Here is a 24,245-nt window from a genome sequence, read left to right on the forward strand (position 1 = left end):
TGGCCGGAACGCTAGCGCATTCCGGCCCGGAAGCCAGTGGATTCAATGCTGTGCAAGGACACCTTTTGACCTTCTGAACAGGTCTTCAGGGGTCCTTGCCTGCTACTGCTTCTGCCTTTAGCGGTCCCCAAAGCTGATGCCCACGGCGCGGGCGGCCTGGACGACTTCGCTGGTGGGCTGCACAAGGCGCAGCTTGTTCACCGCCTCCTCGATGGGCACGTCACCCACGTGGTAGCTCTGGTAGCTGACCATGCGGCCGTACTTCTGCTCCTTGATGAGGTGCACGGCTTTCACGCCGAAGCGGGTGCCCAGGATGCGGTCCAGCGGCGTGGGAGAGCCCCCGCGCTGGAGGTGGCCCAGACGCACGTCGCGCGTCTCATGGCCGGTCATCTTTTCCACGCTCTTCGCCACGTACTCGCCGATGCCGCCCAGCTTCACCTGGCGCTTCTCGGCATCCATCTGCTCGCGGGTCATGAGACCGCCACCTTCCATCTCGGCGCCTTCCGCCACAACGATGAGCACGGAGCGATGGCCCGCTGCGTAGAGACGCTTCACATGCTCAGCCACATTCTCCATCGTGAACTTGATCTCAGGCAGGAGCACGATATCCGCGCCACCGCCGATGCCGCCATAAAGGGCAATCCAGCCGGCGTGGCGGCCCATCACTTCCACCACCATCACACGCTGGTGGCTGTCCGCCGTCGTGTGCAGGCGGTCGAGAGCATCCACCACCGCAGCGACTGCGGAGTCAAAGCCGAAGGTCATGGCCGTGGCCTGCAGGTCGTTGTCGATCGTCTTCGGCACGCCCACGACGGGCACACCTTCCTGGCAGAGTTGCAGACCCGTGGTGAGGGAGCCGTCACCGCCGACCACAATCAGGGCCTCGATGCCGAGGTATTTGATGGTGGCCTTCGCCTGCTCCATGATGTCCGCCGCGACCTGGGCCACATTATCCACGCCGATTTTCACGGCGAAGTTGCCCTTGTTGGTGGTGCCCAGGATGGTGCCACCAAGCTTCAGAATGCCGATGGTGCGCTCGGGGTCGAGCTTCACGTGACCAGGACCATTCGGAAGGAGACCTTCAAATCCGTCGCGGAAGCCAATCACCTCCCAGCCCAGTTCCGTGGCCGCTCCCACCACGCCGTGAATCACTGCATTGAGTCCTGGACAATCGCCGCCGCTGTTGAGAATGCCGATGCGCATGGGTGTTGGGGTGTCTGAGTCTTGGGAGTTTGAGGTGGGAGTATTGAGAGAAAAGAAGCAGAATCAGAAGGTGCCCAGCAGTTCCTTGGCATCGTGCACCGGCCTGCCGGACTGGAGCCACTGGTCATAGCCGCCCCAGCCCTGCTGCAATACGGCGAGCCCTTCTGTGAATGGATCGGCAGAACCCAGGACCACGGCCACCATGCGATGGCGGAACACCACGTTCGCGCCGGAGGTGGGGTCCTTGCCCACCGTGCCGGGGCGTTCTTCGGTGACGATGACGCAGCCGCCGGACATGGGAGTGTTACCGGTCTTGATGCCATCGATATTGCCTCGCCGCAGGAGCGCGTTGGTATTCTGCAGGGGCACCGTAATCGGAGCGCCACCGCGCAGCACGGTGATGTTCCGCGAGCGCTGGTTCGTGTAAAAGCGGAAGGGTGCACGCGAGATGGCGTACATGCTCAGCCTCGCCATGTCCGCCGCCGTGGAGAAAGGCGTGTTGCGGCTGTTCTCAAATCCGTGCGGATTCGTGAAGCGGGTTTTCTTCATGCCTTCACGTGCGGCGAGCTTGTTCATCTCACCCACGAAGGTGCCAATGGCATCACCACCGCGGCCGCGGCGTGCATTGATGTCATTTCCCACAAAGGCAGCCAGCGTGGTGGCAGCCACATTGTCTGAGGACATCATCGCGGCATAGATGAGGTCACGCAGGGTGATCTGGTCGCCGGGGGCCAGGCCGAGGCTGTTCGAGCCAGCAATCTGGAGATCCGTGGGCGAGACCGTGGCGAGGGTGTTCAGCGGCACCTTGGTCACGTCTGACCAGTCCAGCGCCACCAGCGCGGTAGCCACCTTTGCCAATCCACCCACCGGCCGCTTCGTGTTGCCCCCTGACTCCACGTGAATCTTCTTGTTGTACACATCCACTGCAATGACGCTCGTCTGAGCAGAAAGCGCGCCAGTCACCAGGCACATGCCGGAAAGGAGCAGCAGACGCAGGAGGCCGGAAACGCGTGCGGTCAAAGCGGGGGTCAGGCGGAGCATGGGCGGGCAGAATAGCGGTGCTAAAGGACGGTGCAAGTTTTCCCTCCACCCGGCGGGGAAGCGCGCGGGAGCGGAAAACACATGCCCGCGTCTCCCCAACCCATGCATTTCCGGTTGCGCAGGATGCGAGCCATTTGCATGGAATCCTTTTACGGCAGCCAGCTCCAGCCCACTTCCCAGCCCTCCTCCTCGTCATGTCCTCACCCCGCGAAGCCTCCCTCGCCCTCATCACCCGCTACTACGATACCTTCAACGCGGGGGATCGGGAGGCCTTCCTGCAACTGCTCACGGACGACGTGAAGCACGACATCAACCAGGGCGACTGCGATGCAGGGAAAGAGAACTTCCGCATCTTCCTCCAGCGCATGGATCGCTCCTATCGGGAACAGGTGTGTGAACTCCAGGTCTTCGCCTCGGACGACGGCTCCCGCGGCGCCGCGGAATTTTTCATCGATGGCAAATACGTCAGCACGGACGAAGGCCTTCCTGAAGCCAACGGCCAGACCTACTACCTGCGCGTGGGCGCCTTCTTCGACATCCGTGACGGAAAAGTCGCCCGCATCACCAACTACTACAACCTGCAGGACTGGCTGAAGCAGGTGGGGGCGGCGTGAGCGCGTTAGCAGAGGCATCGAGCCTCTCAAGGAGTGGGGCCATTCCTGGCCCCATTTTGGGCCGCAGCCGATTGGCTACGAAAACATCAAGTTCGGACCATTTCACCGCGAGGACACATCACAATGCCTACGCTCTGTTAACGCTCCAATGGGGGCAGGAATGCCCCCACTCCTTGACCGCTGCAACGCAATGGGTGAGTTCGAACCGCAAACGCGACTTATACTGTTCCAACACCTCACTTCCTCAGCGCCGTCAAAACCCAGCCAATGAGCAGTAGGACACCGCCGACCGGCACAATGGCACCCATCCATCTCAGGCCCGTAAGGCTGTACATGTAGAGGGTGCCACTGAAGATATTGACGCCGATCACGAAGCAATAGCTTGCCAGCTTTGCCTGATGCTTCTCGGGGCATCCGAAGGCCAGAACGAGAAGAACGATGGCGTGGGTCAATTGATAGAAGACTCCCGTCTCCCAATTCGCAAGGCGCTTGGCCGCCACCGCAGCCTCAAGCGTAGCCTCCCAGTGATCCTTGAGGCCATGAGCACCAAAGGCACCCAGCGCGACTCCCGTAAATCCCAAAACGCAGGCGGCACGAAGCTTGACGGGCGAGAAGTTCATCCCACCAAGCTAGGCGGGCTCTCGTGAACCGCAACCAAGATGGAACATGCCTGGATACACCGGCGATCCGCGATTGCATGAAGCCCCACCGGGCTAGGCGCTCTTACTGAGTGCCCAGCCTCTTCAGCGCGGTCTGCGCGGCGGTCGCGCCCATGCGCATGGCGGCATGCATATTAGGATACTTGAATCCGCCCTGACGACCGGTGGTCTGCAGGTTTGGAATGCTCTTCACCCAGCTGGTCACCTTTTCGAGATGCGGTTCGAAGCCGAGCGCAAAAATCGGATACCCGGTCTCGCCGTGAAGCACATGTGTCTCCACCACATCTGCCTTGGTGCAAATCTTCTCAGCCTCGAGATCCTTGAAGATGCGGTCCTTCATCTCCTCGGTGCCCTGCCACTTGGCATCACCGATCTCACACGTGGTTTCCACAATGAGGACGGTATGTCCCTCGGGCTTCACGGCCAGGCCGGCGTTCTTCGGCTCGCCCACGCGATGGAAGGCGCGATCACGGTAGTAGATGTACAACCCATCGAGGCACTTCTCCTTCTTCACGAGAAGTCCGTAGATGGCGATGGGCTTGAAGCGCAATTCCTTCGCGGCCTCAATCACCTCCGGCGGGGGCGCAGGCTCTGCCCGCTGCACGAGCCACGGCATGGGAATGGTGGAGATGCACTCATCGCATGCCAGCGAGTGTTCCACGCCGTCCTTTTTGTAGTACACCTTGGAGACGCGACCTTCCTGAGTCTCGATGCGCGATACGTCGGCCCCAACGATGACTTCACCACCCTGCTCCACGATCGCTTTGGCAATGGCGCGCGGCATGGCCTCGGCACCGGTGCGGGAGTAGTGCAACGTCTCTTCGTGAAGGGCGCTGTCCACAGCCTTCACTCCCTTATCCTTCACACCAAGCTTGCCGAACGCCTTCTTCAACACGTCCACCGCACTCAGGCGAGGCATCTTCGTGGTGATGAAAGTGGCGCTCAACTCCTTGGGGTGGATGCCCCAGTAGCGGTGCGTGAAGTCCTTGAAGAAAAAGCGGTACAGCGGGGAGCCGTAAAGCTGGATGAGCGCCTGCTCCGCATTCTTGGGAGTCCAGGGCACCAGCGTCTTGCGAATCTGCGCGTAGAAGAGGCCGATGGTGTAGAAAGCCAGGATGGGCAGCGGGATGCCCTTGATCATGTCCTGGAACTGCAGGGGGTAGCGGTAGAAAGCACCGGCCCAGCGGATCTTCGCATCCAGTTGCACGGGGATGCTCTCATCCCCCATGAGCTCCATGATGTCCTCGTAGATCTCCTTGTCGAACTCGTGCAGCATGTGGCAGCCGAGGTCGTACCAGTTTCCTCCACGCTGATGCGAGGTGGCGAGGCCGCCGGGACGCACGTCCTTCTCGATCAGCGTCACCTTTACACCTACCCGGGAGAGCACCCGGGCTGCATACAGGCCGCAGGGCCCTCCGCCGAGGATCGCGACATGCTTGTTCGAGGAAGACATTCCTGCTGGTGTGGCTGGTGCCTTAGCGGGTGGCGGCGAAGAGTGCCTTCTGCTTCTCCCAGAGCTCCGTCATGCGGTTGGCGGGAATCTCGATATCATCCCACGTGAGAGGCTGGTCCTTCTTCACCGCACGCTTGAAGACGGGGCGGGCGTCCGAATCTTCGATGTCCAGCACGCCTTGGGGCACGTGGTTGGCGGCATCCGCCTTCTTCGCCTCGTCGATGAGACCGTAGACTTCATTGCCGCCGATGGCGTGCTCCACGCGGGTACCGGCGGGAGCGTCCGCCTTGATGTACGCAAAGGTATCCGTCACACGGCCAGCGCGCATGGTCAGCACCGCCTTGCCGTACATGGCCGCCAGGGCCACGGCACGCGGTGTTTCCAGGTGGCACAGGTGGTAGGGGCGCAGGAAGACGTAGTACGGGTGCTTGTTCGTCACCTTGTAGTAGTTCATGTAGCGCTGCTGGAACTCGCTGTCGCAGCGCGCCACTACGTACACACCGCCGCCGTGTTCCTTGGCGCCGAGGACGTAGTCCACACGACCCTGGCCGTTGTACTTGTCGAACTCGAAGAGGTCCACCACGTCCTGCATCTTGGTGGCGCGGGGGCCTTCCATGCCGGGAACGATGGGCGTCAGGCCGTACTCATTCGCGATGACGGACATTTCGATGTTCAGCTTGGAACCGTCCGTATAGGCAAGACACTGCACCGTGGAAAGACCGAGCTGCTTCGCGATGGGCTCGATGCCTTCCAGCGTCTGGTGGCGATCGAGGAAGCCCTTCATGTTGCCGGCCTGAACGATGTCGAAGCCCCACATTTCGATTTCTTCCATCATGCGGGCAAGCACGCCATGCTGGTCACCGGCGTCGCTGGTCACAATGACATTTTGCTTACGGGCGAAGTCGCGGAGGAGGTAGCCGAGAATGGCATCCACCTCAGCGTTCATCAGCACGCAGTGGGCACCGCGATCGATGGCTGCCACGCAGTAGTCGTAAGCGGCGATGACGGAGTTGGTGGCTTCTACAAAGACATCAACCTTCGTGTTCGGGTCGCCCAAAGCAGCCAGGCAGTCCGTGGTGATCTTGGTCGGCTTGCCGTAGCGGGCGGCGCCGTTTTCGGCAGCCTTGATATCCTTGTCGGCGACAAACGAGAGCCTCATGCCCGGCGTCCTGCCAATCTGGTACGCGATGCCTGAGCCCATGGCGCCAGCGCCCACTAGACCTACATGGATGAAATTGCCGTCCTTCTCGCGTTGTTTAAGTTCCTGAAGCATGATCTGGAAGGCCGATTCAACACGCGAACGTGGGGCTGTCAAACGGTATGGGCAATGTGCAAGTCCCTCGCCAACGACACAGGACTGCCTGACAACGAGGGAAATCTTGCGAAAACGCCTTTGCCGCGCACCCGCAACGCCGGATAAATTTTGTCGGTAAAACCCCTTCCCCCTCCCTCTCTGGAAGCGCCTCAGGTCCAAGCCCCCTTGTTTTTCCCAACCCTCGCTCATGAAATCCAACCTCACCCTCCCGACGTTCTCACTCCGGCTTCTGACCACCCTTGCCTGCGTCTGGACGATGCTGGCTAAACAATCGGCAGAAGCTCAGGCCCCTGCCTCCAGCCAGCCGCAGAAAGTCCTCATCCTCGGCAACAGCATCACCCGGCACGGCCCCAAGGCAGACATCGGCTGGACCGGAAACTGGGGCATGGCAGCCAGCGCAGAAGAGAAGGACTTTGTCCACCTCATCGAAAAGGCCCTCACCGAAAGGGCGGGTGCGAACGCGAAACCCAAGGTGCTGGCGGTCAACATCGCTGAATTCGAACGGAACTACGCCACCTATGACGTGGCCGCCAAGCTGAAGGAAGCCACCACCTTCGGCGCGGATCTCATCATCCTGGCCATCGGTGAGAACGTGCCGGCCCTGACGACCGAAGACTCCAAAGCCCAGTTCAAATTCAGCGTGCTGAAGCTGCTGGCAGCGCTGAAGGGAGACCGCAGCCCTCGCATCATCGTGCGCAGCCCCTTCTGGGCCAATCCCGCCAAGGACGAAACTCTCAAGCAGGTAGCCCAGGAAACAGGCGGTGTGTTTGTGGATATCAGCGCCTTGGGCAAGGATGAATCCAACTACGCCCGCTCCGAGCGCCCCTTCAAAAACGAGGGCGTGGCCCGGCATCCCGGAGACAAGGGCATGCAGGCGATCGCGGATGCGATCATGAGCAAGGCTCCCTAGCCATCGCATTTCATCGACAGGCATTCGGACACCTCGCTGGCCATGGGGCACACGCGCCTCGCTGTTTTTTCAGCATCATAACCGGCGGAGCAATCCTCCGTATTCAGTCCTTGGGCAGAACATCTCCCCGCCTGCCCAGGCAACACACCGAACCAATCCCCAGCACATCACCACCATGGACCCAGAAGTACTCAAGGAAAGAACAGACGAATTACTGGAACGCACGCTCCGTCTCGAAGTGGAGATCGAGATGCGCACCCGGGAAATCGAATCCGTGAAGACGTTCTCCAGGCTGGCCACTGGTGGCAAAAGACCGGACTACCGCCAGTTCTCCGACGAAGAGCTCAGGACCATCTTCGAGCTGGGCATGACGACCCCTTCCTTCAACGACCTTCCCGTCGACATAGGTCGCAACGGAATGCCCACGGAAGATTCGCACCCCTACAACTACCGCACGTTTGTGGACATGCACGGAGTGCCGACCTTCAATTACAACGACCTCTCTCGCAGTGACCTGATCGAAGTCATCGACTCATTCCTGGAGCATCACAATTACGATGTGGATCCGATGGAGATCGCGCGCGCTCAGGACAACATGATCGAAAAGCGCAGCATGCATTTGAGCGGAACTCACTCCGCACTCAAAGAGAGAGTCAAGCAACTGCAAGAGCAGCAGTCCGGGGACATCGGCCAGGAATATACCGACGAGCTCCTCACCGAAAAAATCAACACCTCGAAGGAACACCTCACGACTTTCGAAAAGAAGGTCAAGCAAACCTCACTGGAGGTGGTGCAGATGGCCCTCAACCAGAAACTCAGCTCAGCCCAGGGCAAGTCCCCGGAAGAGGTCCATGAGATCATCGAACAAGCGAAAGCGGCGACGAGAAATCAGGGCCTGGTCGGCGAGGACCTCGATGAGGTGACTGAAACCGGCCTGGAGCTCAATGGGATCGATCTCACCGGAGTCGATCTCAGCGAGAGTGACCTGACAGGCATCGCGATCGAAGCTGAGACGCTTTCCAAAGCACACGGCTTGGAATCTGTGAAGGGCGTGAGCGAAAGCACCCTGGAACTGGTATCGGCATTCCGGACACCGGAGTTCGCCAGGATCAAAAAGTACGAGGCCGAATTGGATCGTTTGGAGAAGCCAGGAATCCTCGACCACCTCAAGGCCATCCGCCACGGCGGCATCGAGGGCGCCAAGCGGCATCTCCTCGACAAGATCGACAAGGCCAAGATCGAACTCACCCACAAGATGGACGCCGATCTGTCAGCAGAGGTCCAGCAGCATGACCAGGCCTCCCTCGAAAGGCTGGAAGAAAAGCAGGAGAAACTGATTCAGAAAACGATCGCCTACCGTGAGGCGAAGCAGACGGTCAAAGGCACGCTCTCGATGGAAGCTCTGTCCAAGACCGGCATCGGCGGTGGCATGTCCCAGGAAGACTCGGAAAAACTCCAAAAGAGTCGCGAAGAGAACCTGGAAATCATGAGCGACAACAGGGCGGGCCACAAGAAATACAAACAAAACGAGAAGGAGATCGAAGCCCTCAAGAAGGACATCTCGGTCCGCGACAAGGTTGGCGGAAGAACGAAACCAGAAGACAACAACCCTGGCCGCAGCGTCACTCTGTAAAGCTCGATGGCTTGGGCTGATGTGGGCTCTGAACGAGAAACGATCAGCCTGAAATGAGTCGTGATCGGAAATGGCAGTCGCCATTTCCGATCATTGTTTTTTGAGAGCGAGGCGAGGCCCCTGGACGGAAGATTCAGCGGCAAGGTGAAGATGAGGCGACAGCCCAGGATCGGGGGCACTCCTGCCATAACCGTTAATCTGCGGATTCATCCGTGACGGAGAAACAATAGCCCACGCTGGATTCAAGAGTGATGACCTGCGTGCATCATCGAAACGAATACGCACTGGAGCCCCTGAGGCACCAATAGCTCGGCATCTTAACGCCCTTCCCCCCAAAGAGGCGGTAGGGATGCGCTCCTGCGCGCCCGGCTTTAGGTGGGCGGAGGCGGTGCGGAGCTGGGGCATGAAACGGCCTCACCACGTGGCTTCTCCCTCCACCTCCGCCCGCCATTTACGGACGCGCAGGAGCGCATCCCTACCGTCCACTTTGTAAGGAAGGGCGTTTGCCTTGAAGGGCGCAATCCGTGGAGCCGCTTCAATTGGGCATCATAGGTCGCCGCGAAAGACATCTGCTCGCTGGAAGCCTTCGGCACACTCTCATTTCGGTGAATGCGTGCGGGCACTCCTGCCCCCTTTTGCAGTGAGCCTACATTGTAGCAACATCGTCTCTCCCGTGAGATCGACGTAACTCAGAGATCGTTTTCCCGATATGTCCTGTAACCGGGCGCATCTCGATAAACCCCCTCAACAGCCCGAGAACCTCAATCCCCTACTGGCCATGCCCCCCGAAGAACTTGAACGCAGAACCAAAGAGATCACCGAAACGATTACCCAGCTCGAACAGATCATCGTCTCGGACACCGAGCGTTTGCGCAAGGTGGAGACGCTTTCCAAACTGGCCACCGGCGGCAAGAAACCGGACTACGACAAACTCACGGATCAGGAACTGCGCGACATGTTCGATGTGGGGATCAAGTCCACCACCATCAACAACCTGCCCGACGGCACCGATTCGAATACCGGGCTTGTCAAAGGACAGCACCCTCACAGCACGATGGGTGTGATGGAGAGCGGCCTGGACTCCAGCACCATGACGCGGGAAGAACTCGTCACCGCGGTCGATGACCTGCTGAAGCACAACAATTATGACATCCAGCCCATGGTCCTTGCCGAGGCCCAGATCATGATGATCTCCGCCGGCAGTGCGGCAATGGATGGCAATGTGGAGAAGGTCATGTTCGACAACATGAACCTGGAGTCGGAGGAGGGCGAAGGCTACAAGAACGAAGAGGTCGGCAAGCAACTCAAGCAGCTGAAGTCCAATTCGAAGGAATTCGCCAAGACGGTGGAGAACACCTCCACCTCCATCATTCAGGGCGCGCTCCACAAGCAACTCGGTGCAGCCGAGGGCAAGAGTGCAGAAGAAGTGGCCCAAATCATCCAGCATGCCAAGGGACGGATGGATGCCACCGACATGAGCGGCGGCACCAAGTCCGTGGCAAAGGTGAAGGACCAGAAACTGGACCTCAGCAAAGCGAACCTCAAAGGAGTGGACCTCAGCAAGAGCGATCTCACCGGCATCACCATCGACCCCAGGACCCTTTCACAGGCCAAGGGTGTTTCCCAAGTGCGTGGCGTTGATCCCAGCGTGAAGATGGCGGCCCTCGCCTACCAGAACATCGACAAGATGAAGGCGGAATTCGACAAGCTGAAGAACCCCAGCATTCTCGACCGCATCAAATCCATCATCCACGGCGGCATCGAAGGCGCCAAGGAGAACCTCACCAAAAAAATGGACCAGGCCAAGATGGACGTCCTCAAGCTCATGGACCCTGCCCTCGTGGAAACGATGCGGAAGCAAAATCTGAAATCGATCGATGACCTTCAGAACAGGCAGGGAGAGCTGCTCTCCAGCGAACGCCAGTACACCAAAGCGGAACAGCAACTGCAAAGTGCACACGTGACCAAGGTAGTCGCTGAAAGCCCCTTCGGTGAAGGACTGTCGTCCAAAGAAAGAAGGGAGCTTCGCACCATTGAGAAGGAGAGCAGGAAAGTGATGAGCAAAACCGAAGGCGCTCATGACGAGTACCAAAAGAATGAATCGGAAATCGAGTCCCTGAAAAGGAACACCAGCGTCCGCGAAACTCTGGGCAGCAAGGAGAAGACAGGTCAAGAAGTACCCAAGGTGGGCCAGAGCCAGGGCGCCAAGATGAAGTGACACTTCAAGGACTGGGAGCAAAGACGTTCCCAGTCCAGCTCAGGGCCAGTCGACTTCGATATATTCTCCCCCCTTCAGCACCCACGTTTCGGGGGCACCCGATTTGACCACCTTCACCAGGTCACGCCTGCCCCACCTCTGCAACCAGTCATAGACGGGACCTGTGATGGGGCGGGGTCGGTTGTAGTACCATGCCTTGTGCAAGAAGGACACGGTGCGATAAGGAATTCGCGACAGCTTCCATTGCGGCACGCGGCTCACGGAAATCCGATACCCTGGCCGGATCGATTCCGAACCCCTCACTTCGTCCAAAGCATCCTGGACCCGCAGACCTTTCCGCAAGGTTACCTGATGCAGGTTCCATCCCTCCACCTTGACGTTCACGAGATTTCCAGCGCCCTCATGACTCAGCATGAGTAACGCGGCCAGCAACCCCAGCGCTACCCCAAGCAGCAAGGACGTCGCCTTGGGGGAACGTCCCGCCTTCATTCGAGTTGGCTCGTCCATGGCGCGTGTTTTTTCTACGCACACCATAGTCCGCCCACCCGCTTTCAGTCAAACCTAATGCTCTTGTCCACAAACACCCGGTGCCAGAGTTCCAGCACCACGAGGGACATGACCTGCTTGCAGTACACGAACTCGCGCGTGCTGCGCATGTTTTCCAGCAGGCGGGTCACCTTGGCAGGGTCGAAGTAACCACGCTTCTTCACGGCATCCGGATTGAGCGTGTCCGCGACCAACGCCTTGAACTGCGGCTGGTCCAGGAAGTACTCCACGGGCAGGTAGAAGGGAATCTTCTGGCGGCGCGCGATGTGCTGCGGGAAGACCTTGTCCGCGAGCTGGCGCTCGATGAACTTGTCCGTGCCCTTGTTGATCTTCAGATGCGCGGGCATGGTGAAGGCCAGCTCGATAAGACGATGATCCAGGAAGGGCAGGCGGTACTCCAGCGAGTGCGCCATGGTGTTCTTATCCTGGCGAATCAACGCCCAGTCCTGCAGCCACTCGTCATACTGCAACTTCAGAAGGCGATCGAGGAAGGGGCCATTCTTGTCCTTGTCCTTCTCCTTCGCCATCCAGGCATCGGTAGCCAGGTTCTTGAACTTCTCAGAGTACGTGTCGCGTCGCTCGTCCTCACTCCACAACGTGCGCAGGGCATTGAAGTTGTGATTCAGATCGCGGCTGCCGTACTTGGAAAGGAACTCCACCACGCGCTTCTTCCCCTGGCTGCCGAGGTCGGCCGGGAAGGTGAAGAACTTGTTCAGGATGCCCGGAGGTGTGGCTGCGAAAATGGGAGCCGCGATGGACGTCACGCCTGGAATCATGCGGCGCATCTTCTCCACCTTGGTGATGACACCCTGGAAGGAGTACCCCGCAAAGGCCTCATCCGCGCCTTCGCCACCGAGCACCACTTTGAGATCCTTGCTGGCGCCTTCCGCCAGTTTGTAGAAGGCGATGAGCAGCGCATCCCCAACGGGGCGATCCATGTGCCACACGATCTTCGGCAGCAGATCGAAATCCTCCGGCTGGCAGATGATCTCATGGTGCTTCGTGCCGAGGAAAGCCGCCGTCTCGCGGGCCGCCGGTGTCTCATCCACCGGTGAGTCAAAGCCCACGCTGTAGGTGTTGATGTTGCTGCTGTAGCGGGTCATCGCCGCCACGGTGAGCGAGGAGTCCACCCCAGCGCTGAGATACGCGCCCACGGGTACGTCACTGCGCATGCAGAGGCGCACCGAGTCATAAAAGAGGTGCTCCAGTGCTTCGAAGTATTCGCCATCGCTCTTGTACTTCGCGGTGCGCGCATCCAGCAGCGGCACCTCCCAGTAGCGCGCGATCTTCAGTGAGTTGTCCGCCAGCTTGTAGTGCAGGTAGTGGCTCGTGGGCAGCTTGTAGATGCCCTTGAACATGGTCTGCGGCTCCGGCACGTTGCGCAGGGTGAGGTACGGATCGATGGCCTCGATGTTCACCTCCGCCGTGTAGTGCTGGCTCTGCAGGATGCTCTTGGCCTCGCTGCCGAAGAGGAACCGCCCATTTGCATGGTGGTAGTACATCGGCTTCTGGCCGCAGCGGTCGCGCGCGATGAAGAATTCCCGCTTCCGCACATCATAAATGCAGAAGCCGAACATGCCGTTCATACGCTTCAGCACGCCATCAATCCCCCACTCCTCGTACCCGTGCACGATGCACTCGGTATCGCTGTGGGTACGGAATTGGTGCCCCCTGGCCTCCAGTTCCTCTCGGAGTTCCACGTAGTTGTAGGTCTCGCCGTTGTAGCAGATGGCTACGGAGTGGTCCTCGTTGTACACGGGCTGCCAGCCGCCTTCCAGGTCGATGATGCTCAGGCGCTGCATGCCCATGCTGAAGGGCGCGCCCTCGGGAGCTTCATAGCGCCCCTGACCATCCGGTCCACGATGACGGATGACCCGCCCCATGCGGTCGAGCAGACCTTCTTCCTTGAATCCGGCGAAGCCGTAAATGCCACACATAAGAAATAGAGCAGGCACATGAGCAACCCATGTGCCGAAAAGCAAGCACGAGATGCAGATACGAGCGCCACAGCAGGCCCGAAACAAACAAAAAGGCAGCCAGCGCTCTGCTGACTGCCTTCGGGGAGGAGATTGTTCGGACGCTACCGACCCCGGGGCTAGAAGCGCAGCGTCGACTGCAGAATGAAGACCCAGGCGTTGTCGATTTCGCCGGAGCCGCCGGGATGCATGGCGTACTGGAAGCTCGGCTGGATGGTCCACCACGCGGCGAGTTGCACCTTGTAGTTCACCTCGATAGCCGCCTCGTAGTCGGCCACCACGAAGGTGCCAGGAGCCAGTCTGTTCACCGCCTTCTGGGCGCTGCGGATGTCGTCGCTCATCTGCAGGTACGACCCACCGATGCCCAGGGTATCGTAGTCACGCCCCTTGAAGAGGCCCTTGTACACGAAGCCGCCGTCTACGCCGAACTGCGTGAGGTTGCGATCTGCCGGAGCGCCGGTGAAACGCAGGAAGGAGTAGAGGCCCTGGCAGCCCACTTCGCCCATTTGAGCTTTGCACTCATCCTCACAGTGGAGCATCTGCTCAAGGAGGGCGTAGAAGCCGTAGTTGCCGTCGTGTGTTTTGGTGCCGGAGCTGAGGCCGGCGAAGCTGCCGATCACGTCTTTGACATCGTAGAATTCATCTGTGTGGTAGAAGGCGCCCAGCTTGAGGTCGCCCGGCAGCTGCCCGCTTCCCTTCACATTCCAGCGGATACCCGTCTCGAAGAACATGAGCGCGCCCTGGTCACCACTGAGTGAGAAGTCCGTACCGCCGTCGCCGAGGTTTGGCTCGCCGTCATAGATGCCGAAATAGGTGTAGAATTTCTCGCTCGGATTCCACTTCACCACCGCGCCGAGGGAGCCGTAAGGTGAGGAGTTCAGCGCGTGATTGCCCACTGGGAATCCGGGAACGTCGTACAGGTTGAAGACCAGCGTGGGGAAGAAGAACGTCTGGTTCAGGAAGGTGATGTTCGAGAGGGAATGGTAGAAGTCCGGCAGGATGAAATCCATGTCCGCAGCCATGAGGCCGAGCTTCACTGTGAGAGTATCATTCAGCAGCTTCTGCTCGTAGTAGGCTTCCCAGAGACGAAAGTCGCTTTGGAAGTCGACGAGGTTGCTCTTGTTGAAGTCACCCACGTGGTCCGCAGAGAACGGATTTCCATGAAGATCCACCGCGGAGACATGCAGACGCCCCCCCTTCCAGAGGCCCGCCTTTGTCGTATCGAAGTCTGCCATCATGAGCATGGCGCCCTGATAGACCGTGCCTTCCTTGATTCCCCCATGCATGTTGGTGGGCATGGAGCCGATGTAGAAAAGCTCGAACGATAGTCCATGATCGGCCAGATCCGTGCGCACACCACCCCAGTCACCCAGGAGATAGTCTTGCATGAAGAACGCCTCCAGGCTGGAAGGAGCAGGGGCAGACGGCGCTGGAGCGGGGGACGCAGGCGTACCTGCATTCACCGGGCGCAATCCCATCAGGGCCAAGGCGGCACCTGCGACAAGGCGAAGGGAGCGAAGTTTCATGGGGGAGTTTTGAGGCTGAAGGAGGGGTTGATGTAAATTCTAAAAATCCTCGCTGAATCGTTGCTTCTACAATTAATACTTACAATAATTCTTTGAAGATAGTCGCTCACGTTGAACAGAGTTTTACTCCGGAAATTGAGATTCAGCTTCCGCAGTGAACGGCAAAATTGAAGCTAAACCGAGGAGCATTCCAATTTGTGCCCCTTCCTCTGCACCGCCTTGGCGACGCCGCTGAGGGCACTCGACGGGTGGATCACCAGGAACCGACCCGGCAGGACAACGGTACGCGCCAGGTTGCGCGCCAGGGCCTCATCCCGGGTGGAAGCGCCCCGGTCCGTCCATCCACGTTTCGTAGTGACGACCAGAATGAAGACTCGTCGCGAAGGCGCTGACTTGATGACCTTTCGCGCCAGCCATGCCTGCGTGGCACCCGCAGAGCGTAGAGCCTCCTGAAGTCCGGAGAGATCGCAATCGGCCAGTCCTTCCGCACTGAACTCGTCGCTGGCCCGGATGGAACTCTCCTCCCGGGAGGCTTCCTGGTACTGTTTCTCAAGCCGGTCGAGTGTCCCTTGCAGTTCCCTCCGCTGCTGCTCCTGACCCGACCTGACGTAATGCTGTGTCAGCATCTCCCCTGAGACCATGAAAACCTCTTCAGTGTCGAGCAACTTGCGGAGCAGTGACTCTCCCTCTCCCGCCCCGCGTTTCAGGAGGATGCGACCAAGCTGGAGCGCGGCATGATGATGCTCTGGCTTGAGGGCGAGCAGTTGCCTCAGCAGCGGTTCTGCAGCAGCGTCTCCGTTGACCTCGAGCAACAGGCTCGCGCGCTCCCAGAGCACCTCGGGGCTATCAGAAAGCGGGCCTTCCGTATGCACCTCCATGCGTTGCAACTGTCCCTGCCGGTTGCTGGCCACGGCATGCCGCTCCTTCCACATCGCCAGCACGTTCTTCTCCCAGTGAGATTGGATCGTTTCACGGAGCACCGGCAGTGAAGCTCCCAGCAACACCGGGGCCGCCGCAGGAGAAGCAGCGACAGGAAAGGGTGCCAGCGCGAAGTCGCGGACGGGAAGGCCCAGGCTTTTCAAACGGTCCGGCAGTGCAGGATGAGTATCCAGGTGGCCGGTGAGTTCCATGCAACACCGCTCCTTCCAGCGCACGGCTTTCTCCGCATCCGGAGCCTTGGAGAGGGCAACAGTCATCCTCGAAAGCCCATCATGCGGAGGTGTGGAGGATCCCGCCGCCTCTTGCCACAGTTCCTGCCAGAAATCTTCGCTGAGCCGCTCGCCAAAAGCGCCAATGCGCCAGAGAGCCTGACCTGCTGGCTCCACCCCAGCCACCTTCGCTGCATTTCGATCCGCCTCATACTCATCCGTGCGGGAAAGCAAAAAAGCGCGAGCATGAAAACGCGGCCAGAACCACCGAACGATGCGGAGGAAAAGCTTGTTCACGAAGAAGCTGCGTCCGCGGGAGGCCGCACGCTCATCCATCTTCACGATGAGTCCTGCCCAGATCTGGCGTTGGCGATAGATCCACGCGGAGAAAGCCGAGTGCCCACCAGCCATGTGCGTGAATTCGTGGGCAATGATCGACTTCACCTGCTCCACGCTGAGGCACTCCAGCAATGGAAGTCCCAGCACGAGGCTGTTCCGTGCCCAGCCAAGAAACCCGAGGCGCGGTCGGTAACACGCACTCGCATTGAAGTCCGGGGACAACAGCACCTCATGAAATGACCGGCACTGCAACTGACTGCGGACCTCCTCCACCAGGGCAAACAGCTCGGGAGCCTCCCCCTTGGTCAGCCGATGCCCGTTTGGCGCCTCCATTCGAATCATCAAGGTGAAGAACGCCCGCCCCGCCAGAACCAGGAAGAAGCAGGCGATGCCCATGGCGAAGAAGAACCCCGGTGAGTCCTTCCACTCCATCGTGAAGGCCAGGAAGATGAGAAAGCCCGCCACCAGCAGGAGGAGGCCTGCCCACGCGAACATCAATGCGAAGGCGGTCAGGGCGAAGAGGACCAGTTCCGCCTTCAAGCGGCCGGGCCTCTTGCCCAGCCGCTGATCCAGCCGCGCCACTAGTGCATCAAACTGCTCCCGCGTCATGGTCGACTAGGATTCACCGGTCACAGCACGCACCAGGTGGTAAGGCCAGCGAGGCACCACATTGAGCTTGCGCGCCAATGCCAGAAGGTCCTGCCGTTTATCCTGATGGCGTGATGCCAGGACGACACAAAGCAACGCCTTCTCCCGGGCGCTCCACGAGAGCTCCAGCACAGGATCCAGGGAGGATAGAGTTTCCAGCTTCAATACTCCGGCGATGGCCAAGAGATCCTTGTCCTTGGACTCCTCCAAAAGAGTCACGGCCTTGCCTCTCCAGCGTTCACTTTCCACGGAATTGTTCGAGAGTTCCGCGACCGTACTCAAGGCCAGACACCCCAGGGGATCGATGGGGAATTTTTCCACCTGCACCATGGCAAGGGCATCCGCTAGTGCGCGTTTTTCACAATAGGCCGCGAATGCATACCCGGCGTAGTCCCCGCCTGCCTTCTGCGCCCCGGCCAGAAGCTCGTCGAACTCACCAAACGCGTAAGCCCGGCCCAGCGTCACGAACTCGGGCACGGTGTAGTTGGAACGATCGATGGAAAGCCCGTGGGAACGAAGCTGGCGAATGGCTTTCTCCGCTTTTTCATCTTCCTTGTTCAAGGAGTAAACCAACACCCGGTCAAGGACCGCGTGCTGAGCCTCATAGAGGCTCTTCGAGCGTACCTTGGCACTTAGCGACTTGTGGATCTCGTCGATGCGTCCACAACCCAGAAGACACTCGAAAAGGAAATCACCTCCATCCTCCGGCTTCTTTTTGACGACGAGCTCCATGAGAGACGCGGCCTTTTCCCAATCTGCTCTTCCCGCGGCATCGTACGCGAGGGCGAGGCACGGCCAGGGATTTTCTGGATCCGCTTCACGAGACTTTCCAAACAAGGCCTGCGCCTCTTTCGGTTCCTTGGCCAGGCGACCACTCAAGTACAAGGCAGACGCGTCATTCGGATGTTCCTTGAGCACGCTGGCATACTGCGCCGCAAGCTTCTGCAAGCGCTCCGGACTGGGATCGCTCTCCTGCATCACGCGGTGCACCTCCACATGCAGCGGGACCTTGTCCAGCTCCTCCTCCAGTGTCTTTTGCGCCTCCGCCTCCTTCCCGTGCTTGGCTGCCAGCTGAAGGTAGGCCACCAGCATCTTCGAGCCGCCTTTGTCATGGGTCACACACCACTTGAGAAGGTCCAGCGTTTTACCGGGCTTTGCCGGGTCGTAGACAGCTCCCACGGCCGTGGTCCAGTCATCGTCGAGTTGCAGGCACTGCTTCACAACGCGCTCCCGTTTGTTTTCCACGCGCAACTGCTCAGGAGGTGGCGTGAACAAGTAGTCCACGTGGGGCACGAATGAGACTGCATCCTTGTAGAGCACATCCGCATCGGGCTGCACATCCTTAAGCTGGCTTTCCTCCGCATAGGTCATGGAGTAGCGGACAATCGGAGCAGCCTGGCCCACATTGAGCACCCACACGGGATCATTTCCCCACCGGGAAAGGTAGGGGCTGGTCATGGTCGCCTCGTGGCTTTCCTTCGTGGAACCAGAGACCGTGATGCGGTGCACGCCTTCCACGAATGAGAGAACTCCACGCCCTCCCTCCGGCACACTGATGGCAGCACCATCATCGATCGATACCTTCACCGCGCCCGGAAGTTCATTGATCACATAAAGCATGCGATGGCGCCGCTGATGATCGTTCCAGACAAGCGCGATGATGCCCACGCATAGCGCAATGACACCCGCCCATGCACCAATGCGCACCATGGGAGGATTAACATGCGGGTCTTTGCTGAAGATTCGGCGAATCGAGAATGGCTGCTTGGGAATCGCCGAGGGCGAGCCATCTCCCACGCTCTTCTCCAGCTGAAGCACGACGCCCCGGATGTGGCGGTTCTCTTTGAGATGCGGAAGTTCTTCCAGCAGATGCTTGTAGAACTTCAGGGCTTCCTCGCGTTTGCCGGTCGCATGATACTTCTCAGCGAGGACTAGGAGAGGATGGAGGTCATAAACCTGTGACGCGCCCGGCTTCTCCATGAAATCCAGCAAGGCATGAGCCTCCTCAAGCCTGCCTTCTCCCAGCTTCTTGTAGGCCAGCCCGGCACGCGCCTGGGGAAGGTCCGGTCGCAGGGTATGAGCCCGCTCAAAGTAGGGCCACGCCGCTTCCGCCTGGTGCGTTCCCAGCAATTGCCCGCCGAGCTCTGCCAGGGCTTGCGCATCCCGCCCCACGATCTCGTCCGCACCGGCACGGAACTCCGCAGCGCGATCGTTTTCGTGGAATGCGAGCATCGCCGCATGGACCTTCAGCGCATTTTGCGGCGTCGGCTGCTTGCGAAATTCCTCCACCGCCCCGGACACATGGAGCTGCTTCCCCGCCTCATACTCCGCAGGATTCACCACGCGATGCACACGACAGCTCGGACACATGTCCAGCACCCGTATGCGCTTCAGCGGAATCAGCGGGATGAAGACGAGGCAGAACCAAAGACGCGTGTCATAGGACTCCATCACCGCCTGCCTTCCGCAACTCGCGCAGCTGGCGCGCCGGGTAGTGACGTTCTTCTTGCCGGCGTACGTTGTGCCGATTCCGTTGACGGTAGAGGGCATGCTGGAGGCTGCGGGATGCGATTACTTACCCGCGACGTAGTCAACCACCAGCACCTTGTCCAAGTAGGGACGAAGCGTGGCGCCAAACTCCTTGTGCGCCGGATGCGGGAGGTAAACTTCCAGTCCGGCCTTGTCCTTGAAAGTCAAAAAGAAGCAGTGGGTGAAACCACCGTCCTTGCCCTCGGGACTCACGTTCGTGCCGAACTCGAAGTCCACAATGGTGTCAATCTTGCCCGGCAGCGCACGGAAGGCGTCCTCCACGGACTTCACCTGTTCAGGCGTGGTGCCATCCTTGAACTTGAAGAGAACGACGTGGCGGTACGGAGTATCAGCGGCGGAGACGGAAGCAGCGGTCATCAGGAAAACCAGTACAGCAGTAAGGAAGGCAGGCAACGTTTTCATACACGGAGCAAACGCACGGCCCGACGGGAGTCAATCAGCACCGCATAAGATCATGGGTCACTTCACTTTGTTTACAATCCGGCGAGCCAAAATAAGCCGTCCACCATCGTCACAACTTCCTCCTCGGCAATGTGTTACGTGAACGCCTATCTTTCAAGCCATCGATACGCCCGAGGCTCTGTGACCGACAAATCACAAGGTTCCCGCCCAATTCATCTTTAGTTGCGTATCCAACTGCGAAGAGATCATGCCGCGCGTCCCCAAATACCTCAAGAACATCGCTTGCCTGGAATCGTTGTGGGATGAGGACTTGGAAAACCGCCTCAGCGTGCTGCCAATTCTGGAGCTGACCGCGCGCACGACCTCGGCAAAATTCATCTACCTGACGTGCAACACGCAGGAGGAACTCGAGCACAACCTCGGCCTCTTTAAACGCAAGCCGTCCTACGGCATCCTCGTGCTCGCCTTCCATGGCGTGACCGGGAAGATCGAGCTCGGCGACAAGCTGGTGAACTTGAAAGCGCTGGCGAAGATGATGGGCAAACGCTTCCGCGGCTGGGTGGTGCATGTCGCCAGTTGCAGCACGGTGATGATCGATGAAGACCAGCTCACCCAATTCGTCGAAGCCACCGGCGTGGCCATGGTCATGGGCTACACCAAGCTCGTCGACTGGACGGAAGGTGCGGTGATGGATCTACTCCTGCTGCGCTGGCTCCAGTACTACCGCGATCTGGGCGCGCTCTGGAAGCATCTGCTGAAGAACTATCCGGACTTGATGGAGCTCACCGGGCTCCAGGCCTTCCCCGCACTCGGCGGCGGAGCCAACGGCGCTAGTTAGCTATTTGCCTAGGATTGTCTTTATTTAGACATCCCGTCGAAAAAGTGCCTTGGCGCAGGCAATTATTTTCGATACGCTCCATCGTCTCATCAATTCACCTCCATTCATTTATGAAAAAACACTTTTTGCTCCCCGCCTTGATGTTGCTCGCGCTCTCGCCCGTCGCCTTGGCAGACCTGGAAAACGGAAACTTCGCCGCCGGTAAGAACAAGTGGCAGGGAGATGGCAAGGCCGAGAAGGTCGAAGGAGAAAACGTAATCAGCGTCGCACTCTCCAAAAACAACTTTTCGGAGCTCAAGCAATCCTTCCGGATGGCGCCGACCGTGAAGCGCATCAAGGTGTCCCTGCAGGTACAGGCCTCTTCGGACTACGTGCTCAACGACAAGTCCCGCTCCATTTCGGACGTCGACTTCTCCCCCAACGGGAATGTCACCTGGACCGGACTGGTACATCCCAAGTCTGACTTCCATATCCGGCTCAAGGATGACTCCTTCAACTACAAGCTGACCAAGGTCGCGCCAGGTGGCGGCTGGGTCACATTGACTGCGGAGATTCGGGGCATCAAGAAGCCCACGGGACTCGACCTCGCGCTTGTCTTCCCTCCCGGGGACGGCACGATGGCGGTCAAGAACGTGACCGTGGAAGAGATCAAGGAGTAGGGACCGAATAGCAGGCAGGACGTTCTGTGTTCTGTCCTGCTCGGTTTTCTGAACTTCTGACTTCTGAATACGCGGTGTGGGGCAGGCTGGCAGTCGCTGGCCTGCCCCGCGTTCGTTCCAGCCGGAACGCAGGCTCCCCTCCCCGATACTCTCCCGCTTTTGACAAATCCCCTGAGCGGAGCAAGTTGTCCATCCCCTTCCGCAGCCGCCTGCTCTTTCCCGCTCACTTGTGTCCTCCGTCCTGAAACGCGTCCTCTTCGTCTGCACTGGCAACACCTGCCGGAGCCCCATGGCGGAGGCGCTCTTTCGTGGCATGGTGGCGGAGCGCGTGGATTACGATGTCCTCTCTGCCGGTGTCGGCGCGCATGAGGGAGATTTCCCCAGCACCCATACGGTACAGCTCCTGAAGCAGTTGGGCTTCGACCTTTCCGGCCACCGCAGCCGGCAGATCTGTCCGGACCTGCTCAGGGACGTGACCCACATCTTCGCCATGAGCGCGGGGCATCTCCACGCCATCGAGATGATGTACCCGGAAGTGGCGGACAAGGTGTACCTGCTCAGTGAGTTCTCACCGGATGACAGCATCCGCGGGCGGGACATCATCGATCCCTTTGGCGGGAGCCGCCGCGACTACGAGCAGACGCTCAAGACGCTGCAAAAGCTCCTCCCGACCATCCTCGCTTACATCGACCAGACTTTCGATAAGAACCACCAACCCACCGCCACCGCGACCACACCGACTGCCCAGACCATGCACTCCTCCGCCAGCGCCATCGAACCCTCCGCCGCCAACTCCTCCGACGCGCTCGTGCAGAGCATCGCACTGGGCTCTGACCACGGTGGCGTGGAACTGAAGGACGCACTCGTGGCGCACCTCCGTGGCATTGGGAAGACGGTGCATGACCTCGGCACGCATGGAAAAGACAGCGTCGACTTCCCCGACTTCGCGGAAGAAGTGTGCGCCCGCGTGCTGAGTGGTGAAGCGGACGCAGGCGTGCTGGTGTGCACCACCGGCATCGGCATGAGCATCACGGCGAATCGCCACCCTGGCATCCAGGCTGCGCTGGTGCATGATGCGAAGACCGCCGCCATCACCCGCGAGCACAACTCCTCCAACGTGCTCTGCCTTGCCGGCACCACGACCTCCACGGCGGAGGGCATCGCGATTCTTGAGGCCTTCATTTCCACTCCCACCGCCAGCGGCGAACGCCACCTGCGCCGCGTGGGCAAGATGAACTCCCTGCGCAAGCGCGCTGCGGATGTGGTCCGCCAGAAGGACCCCGCCATCGCGGATGTCATCGAGGGCGAAGAGCAGCGTCAGCAGGGCAACATCGAACTCATCGCGAGCGAAAACTTCGCCAGCCGCGCCGTGCAGGCTGCGCAGGGTTCCTGCCTCACGAACAAGTATGCCGAAGGCTATCCCGCACGCCGCTGGTACGGTGGCTGTGAGGAAGTGGACAAGGCCGAGCAGCTGGCCATCGACCGCGTGTGCGAACTCTTCGGTGCGAAGTATGCGAACGTGCAGCCGCATTCCGGCTCACAGGCCAATGCGGCGGTGTACTTCAGCGTGCTGCAGCCCGGCGACAAGATTTTGACCATGAACCTGGCCCACGGCGGCCACCTTACGCACGGCCACAGTGCGAACTTCAGCGGCAAGTTCTACGAAGTGACGCATTACGGCGTGAGCGAGAAGGATGAGCGCATCGACTACGATGCCCTTGCCAAGCAGGCGCAGGAAGTGAAGCCCAAGATGATTACCGCCGGCGCCAGCGCGTATCCGCGTGTGATTGACTTCGCCCGCATGGCGGAAATCGCCAAGAGCGTGGGCGCTTATCTCTTCGTGGACATGGCCCACATCGCCGGTCTCGTGGCCGGTGGCGTGCATCCTTCTCCGATGCCGTATGCGGACTTCGTCACTTCCACCACGCACAAGAGCCTGCGAGGCCCGCGCGGCGGCATCGTACTGACCAACCAGGAAGACCTCGCGAAGAAGATCAACGCCATGGTCTTCCCCGGAACTCAAGGCGGCCCGCTCATGCACGTGATCGCGGCCAAGGCCGTCTGCTTCCACGAAGCGCTCCAGCCCGGCTTCAAGGCGTACCAGCAGCAGATCGTGAAGAACGCCCAGGCGCTCGCCGCAGAACTGGGTGCGCTCGGCTACCGCATCGTGAGCGGTGGCACGGACAATCATCTCATGCTCGTGGACCTTCGTCCTCGTGGCCTGAACGGCAAGATCGCCTCCGAGACACTCGACCACGCCGGCATCACCGTGAACAAGAACGGCATTCCCTTCGACACCGAGAAGATCACCCTCGGCGGCGGCATCCGCGTCGGCACCCCTGCCGTCACGACCCGCGGCATGAAGGAAGCCGAGATGAAGCAAATCGCCGCATGGATCCACGCCGCACTCGAAGGCCGTGAGAAGCCTGAAGTGCTGGCGAAGATTCGCGGCGAAGTGGCAGAGCTGAACAAGCGGTTCCCGCTGCCGTAAGTGGCGCTGTGAATCGACAAGCCTCTTCGCGAGCGCGCAGAGGCCTCAAGGAGTGGGGGCATTCTTGCCCCCATTT

General features: G+C 59.7%; 18 protein-coding genes. 7 read left to right on the top strand and 11 right to left on the bottom strand.

Annotation, left to right across the window (positions count from 1 at the left end):
* Nucleotides 1-117 precede the first annotated feature (117 nt).
* Both G5S37_RS21875 and G5S37_RS21880 read right to left on the bottom strand, forming a co-directional pair.
* Entirely contained in the window at nt 118-1,203 is a 1,086-nt protein-coding gene (locus G5S37_RS21875) for an ATP-dependent 6-phosphofructokinase (RefSeq protein WP_165206632.1), read from the bottom strand.
* A 63-nt stretch (nt 1,204-1,266) separates the two neighbouring features.
* Nucleotides 1,267-2,244 (bottom strand): serine hydrolase, encoded by a 978-nt coding sequence (locus G5S37_RS21880; protein WP_165206634.1) that lies wholly within the window; start codon nt 2,242-2,244, stop codon nt 1,267-1,269.
* 194 nt (nt 2,245-2,438) lie between these two features.
* Between G5S37_RS21880 and G5S37_RS21885 the strand changes: the two genes are divergently transcribed.
* On the top strand, nt 2,439-2,858 hold the full coding sequence (locus tag G5S37_RS21885; RefSeq protein ID WP_165206636.1) for a ketosteroid isomerase-related protein: 420 nt from the start codon (nt 2,439-2,441) through the stop codon (nt 2,856-2,858).
* Nucleotides 2,859-3,094: 236 nt separating this feature from the next.
* On the opposite strand, the gene G5S37_RS21890 is transcribed toward G5S37_RS21885, so the two are convergent.
* The 3 genes from G5S37_RS21890 to G5S37_RS21900 form a co-directional block, all read right to left on the bottom strand.
* Entirely contained in the window at nt 3,095-3,478 is a 384-nt protein-coding gene (locus tag G5S37_RS21890) for a DUF423 domain-containing protein (RefSeq protein WP_165206638.1), read from the bottom strand.
* 103 nt (nt 3,479-3,581) lie between these two features.
* Complete coding sequence (locus tag G5S37_RS21895; protein ID WP_165206640.1) at nt 3,582-4,970, bottom strand: FAD-dependent oxidoreductase; 1,389 nt, start codon at nt 4,968-4,970, stop codon at nt 3,582-3,584.
* A gap of 22 nt (nt 4,971-4,992) precedes the next feature.
* Nucleotides 4,993-6,243: a homoserine dehydrogenase gene (locus tag G5S37_RS21900; protein WP_165206642.1), complete on the bottom strand. Its 1,251-nt coding sequence runs from the start codon at nt 6,241-6,243 to the stop codon at nt 4,993-4,995.
* 229 nt (nt 6,244-6,472) lie between these two features.
* On the opposite strand from G5S37_RS21900, the gene G5S37_RS21905 reads away from it, so the two are divergent.
* The 3 genes from G5S37_RS21905 to G5S37_RS21915 all read left to right on the top strand — a co-directional run bounded on the left by G5S37_RS21905 (nt 6,473) and on the right by G5S37_RS21915 (nt 11,046).
* Nucleotides 6,473-7,195, top strand: coding sequence for an SGNH/GDSL hydrolase family protein (locus tag G5S37_RS21905; protein ID WP_165206644.1), 723 nt, complete (start codon nt 6,473-6,475; stop codon nt 7,193-7,195).
* A gap of 175 nt (nt 7,196-7,370) precedes the next feature.
* Entirely contained in the window at nt 7,371-8,828 is a 1,458-nt protein-coding gene (locus G5S37_RS21910) for a hypothetical protein (RefSeq protein WP_165206646.1), read from the top strand.
* Nucleotides 8,829-9,606: 778 nt separating this feature from the next.
* Entirely contained in the window at nt 9,607-11,046 is a 1,440-nt protein-coding gene (locus G5S37_RS21915) for a hypothetical protein (protein ID WP_165206648.1), read from the top strand.
* A gap of 39 nt (nt 11,047-11,085) precedes the next feature.
* On the opposite strand, the gene G5S37_RS21920 is transcribed toward G5S37_RS21915, so the two are convergent.
* From G5S37_RS21920 to G5S37_RS21945, 6 genes are all read right to left on the bottom strand, one after another.
* A complete protein-coding gene (locus G5S37_RS21920) occupies nt 11,086-11,553 on the bottom strand; it encodes a hypothetical protein (RefSeq protein ID WP_165206650.1) in 468 nt (155 codons plus the stop codon).
* 44 nt (nt 11,554-11,597) lie between these two features.
* Complete coding sequence (asnB, locus tag G5S37_RS21925) at nt 11,598-13,529, bottom strand: asparagine synthase (glutamine-hydrolyzing) (protein ID WP_165206652.1); 1,932 nt, start codon at nt 13,527-13,529, stop codon at nt 11,598-11,600.
* Nucleotides 13,530-13,687: 158 nt separating this feature from the next.
* Entirely contained in the window at nt 13,688-15,094 is a 1,407-nt protein-coding gene (locus tag G5S37_RS21930; protein ID WP_165206654.1) for a carbohydrate porin, read from the bottom strand.
* Between the two features lie 173 nt (nt 15,095-15,267).
* A complete protein-coding gene (locus G5S37_RS21935) occupies nt 15,268-17,190 on the bottom strand; it encodes a M48 family metallopeptidase (protein ID WP_165206656.1) in 1,923 nt (640 codons plus the stop codon).
* A 6-nt stretch (nt 17,191-17,196) separates the two neighbouring features.
* Entirely contained in the window at nt 17,197-19,779 is a 2,583-nt protein-coding gene (locus G5S37_RS21940) for a hypothetical protein (RefSeq protein ID WP_165206658.1), read from the bottom strand.
* 21 nt (nt 19,780-19,800) lie between these two features.
* Complete coding sequence (locus G5S37_RS21945) at nt 19,801-20,181, bottom strand: Dabb family protein (protein ID WP_165206660.1); 381 nt, start codon at nt 20,179-20,181, stop codon at nt 19,801-19,803.
* Between the two features lie 247 nt (nt 20,182-20,428).
* Here G5S37_RS21945 and G5S37_RS21950 point away from each other — a divergent pair, with 247 nt between their 5' ends.
* From G5S37_RS21950 to G5S37_RS32890, 3 genes are all read left to right on the top strand, one after another.
* Nucleotides 20,429-21,019, top strand: coding sequence for a DUF6642 family protein (locus G5S37_RS21950; RefSeq protein WP_165206662.1), 591 nt, complete (start codon nt 20,429-20,431; stop codon nt 21,017-21,019).
* A 110-nt stretch (nt 21,020-21,129) separates the two neighbouring features.
* Nucleotides 21,130-21,678, top strand: coding sequence for a hypothetical protein (locus tag G5S37_RS21955; protein ID WP_165206664.1), 549 nt, complete (start codon nt 21,130-21,132; stop codon nt 21,676-21,678).
* 229 nt (nt 21,679-21,907) lie between these two features.
* Nucleotides 21,908-24,169, top strand: coding sequence for a serine hydroxymethyltransferase (locus G5S37_RS32890; protein ID WP_343229871.1), 2,262 nt, complete (start codon nt 21,908-21,910; stop codon nt 24,167-24,169).
* Nucleotides 24,170-24,245 lie beyond the last annotated feature (76 nt).

Source organism: Roseimicrobium sp. ORNL1 (genome assembly GCF_011044495.1).
GTDB lineage: Bacteria > Verrucomicrobiota > Verrucomicrobiia > Verrucomicrobiales > Verrucomicrobiaceae > Roseimicrobium.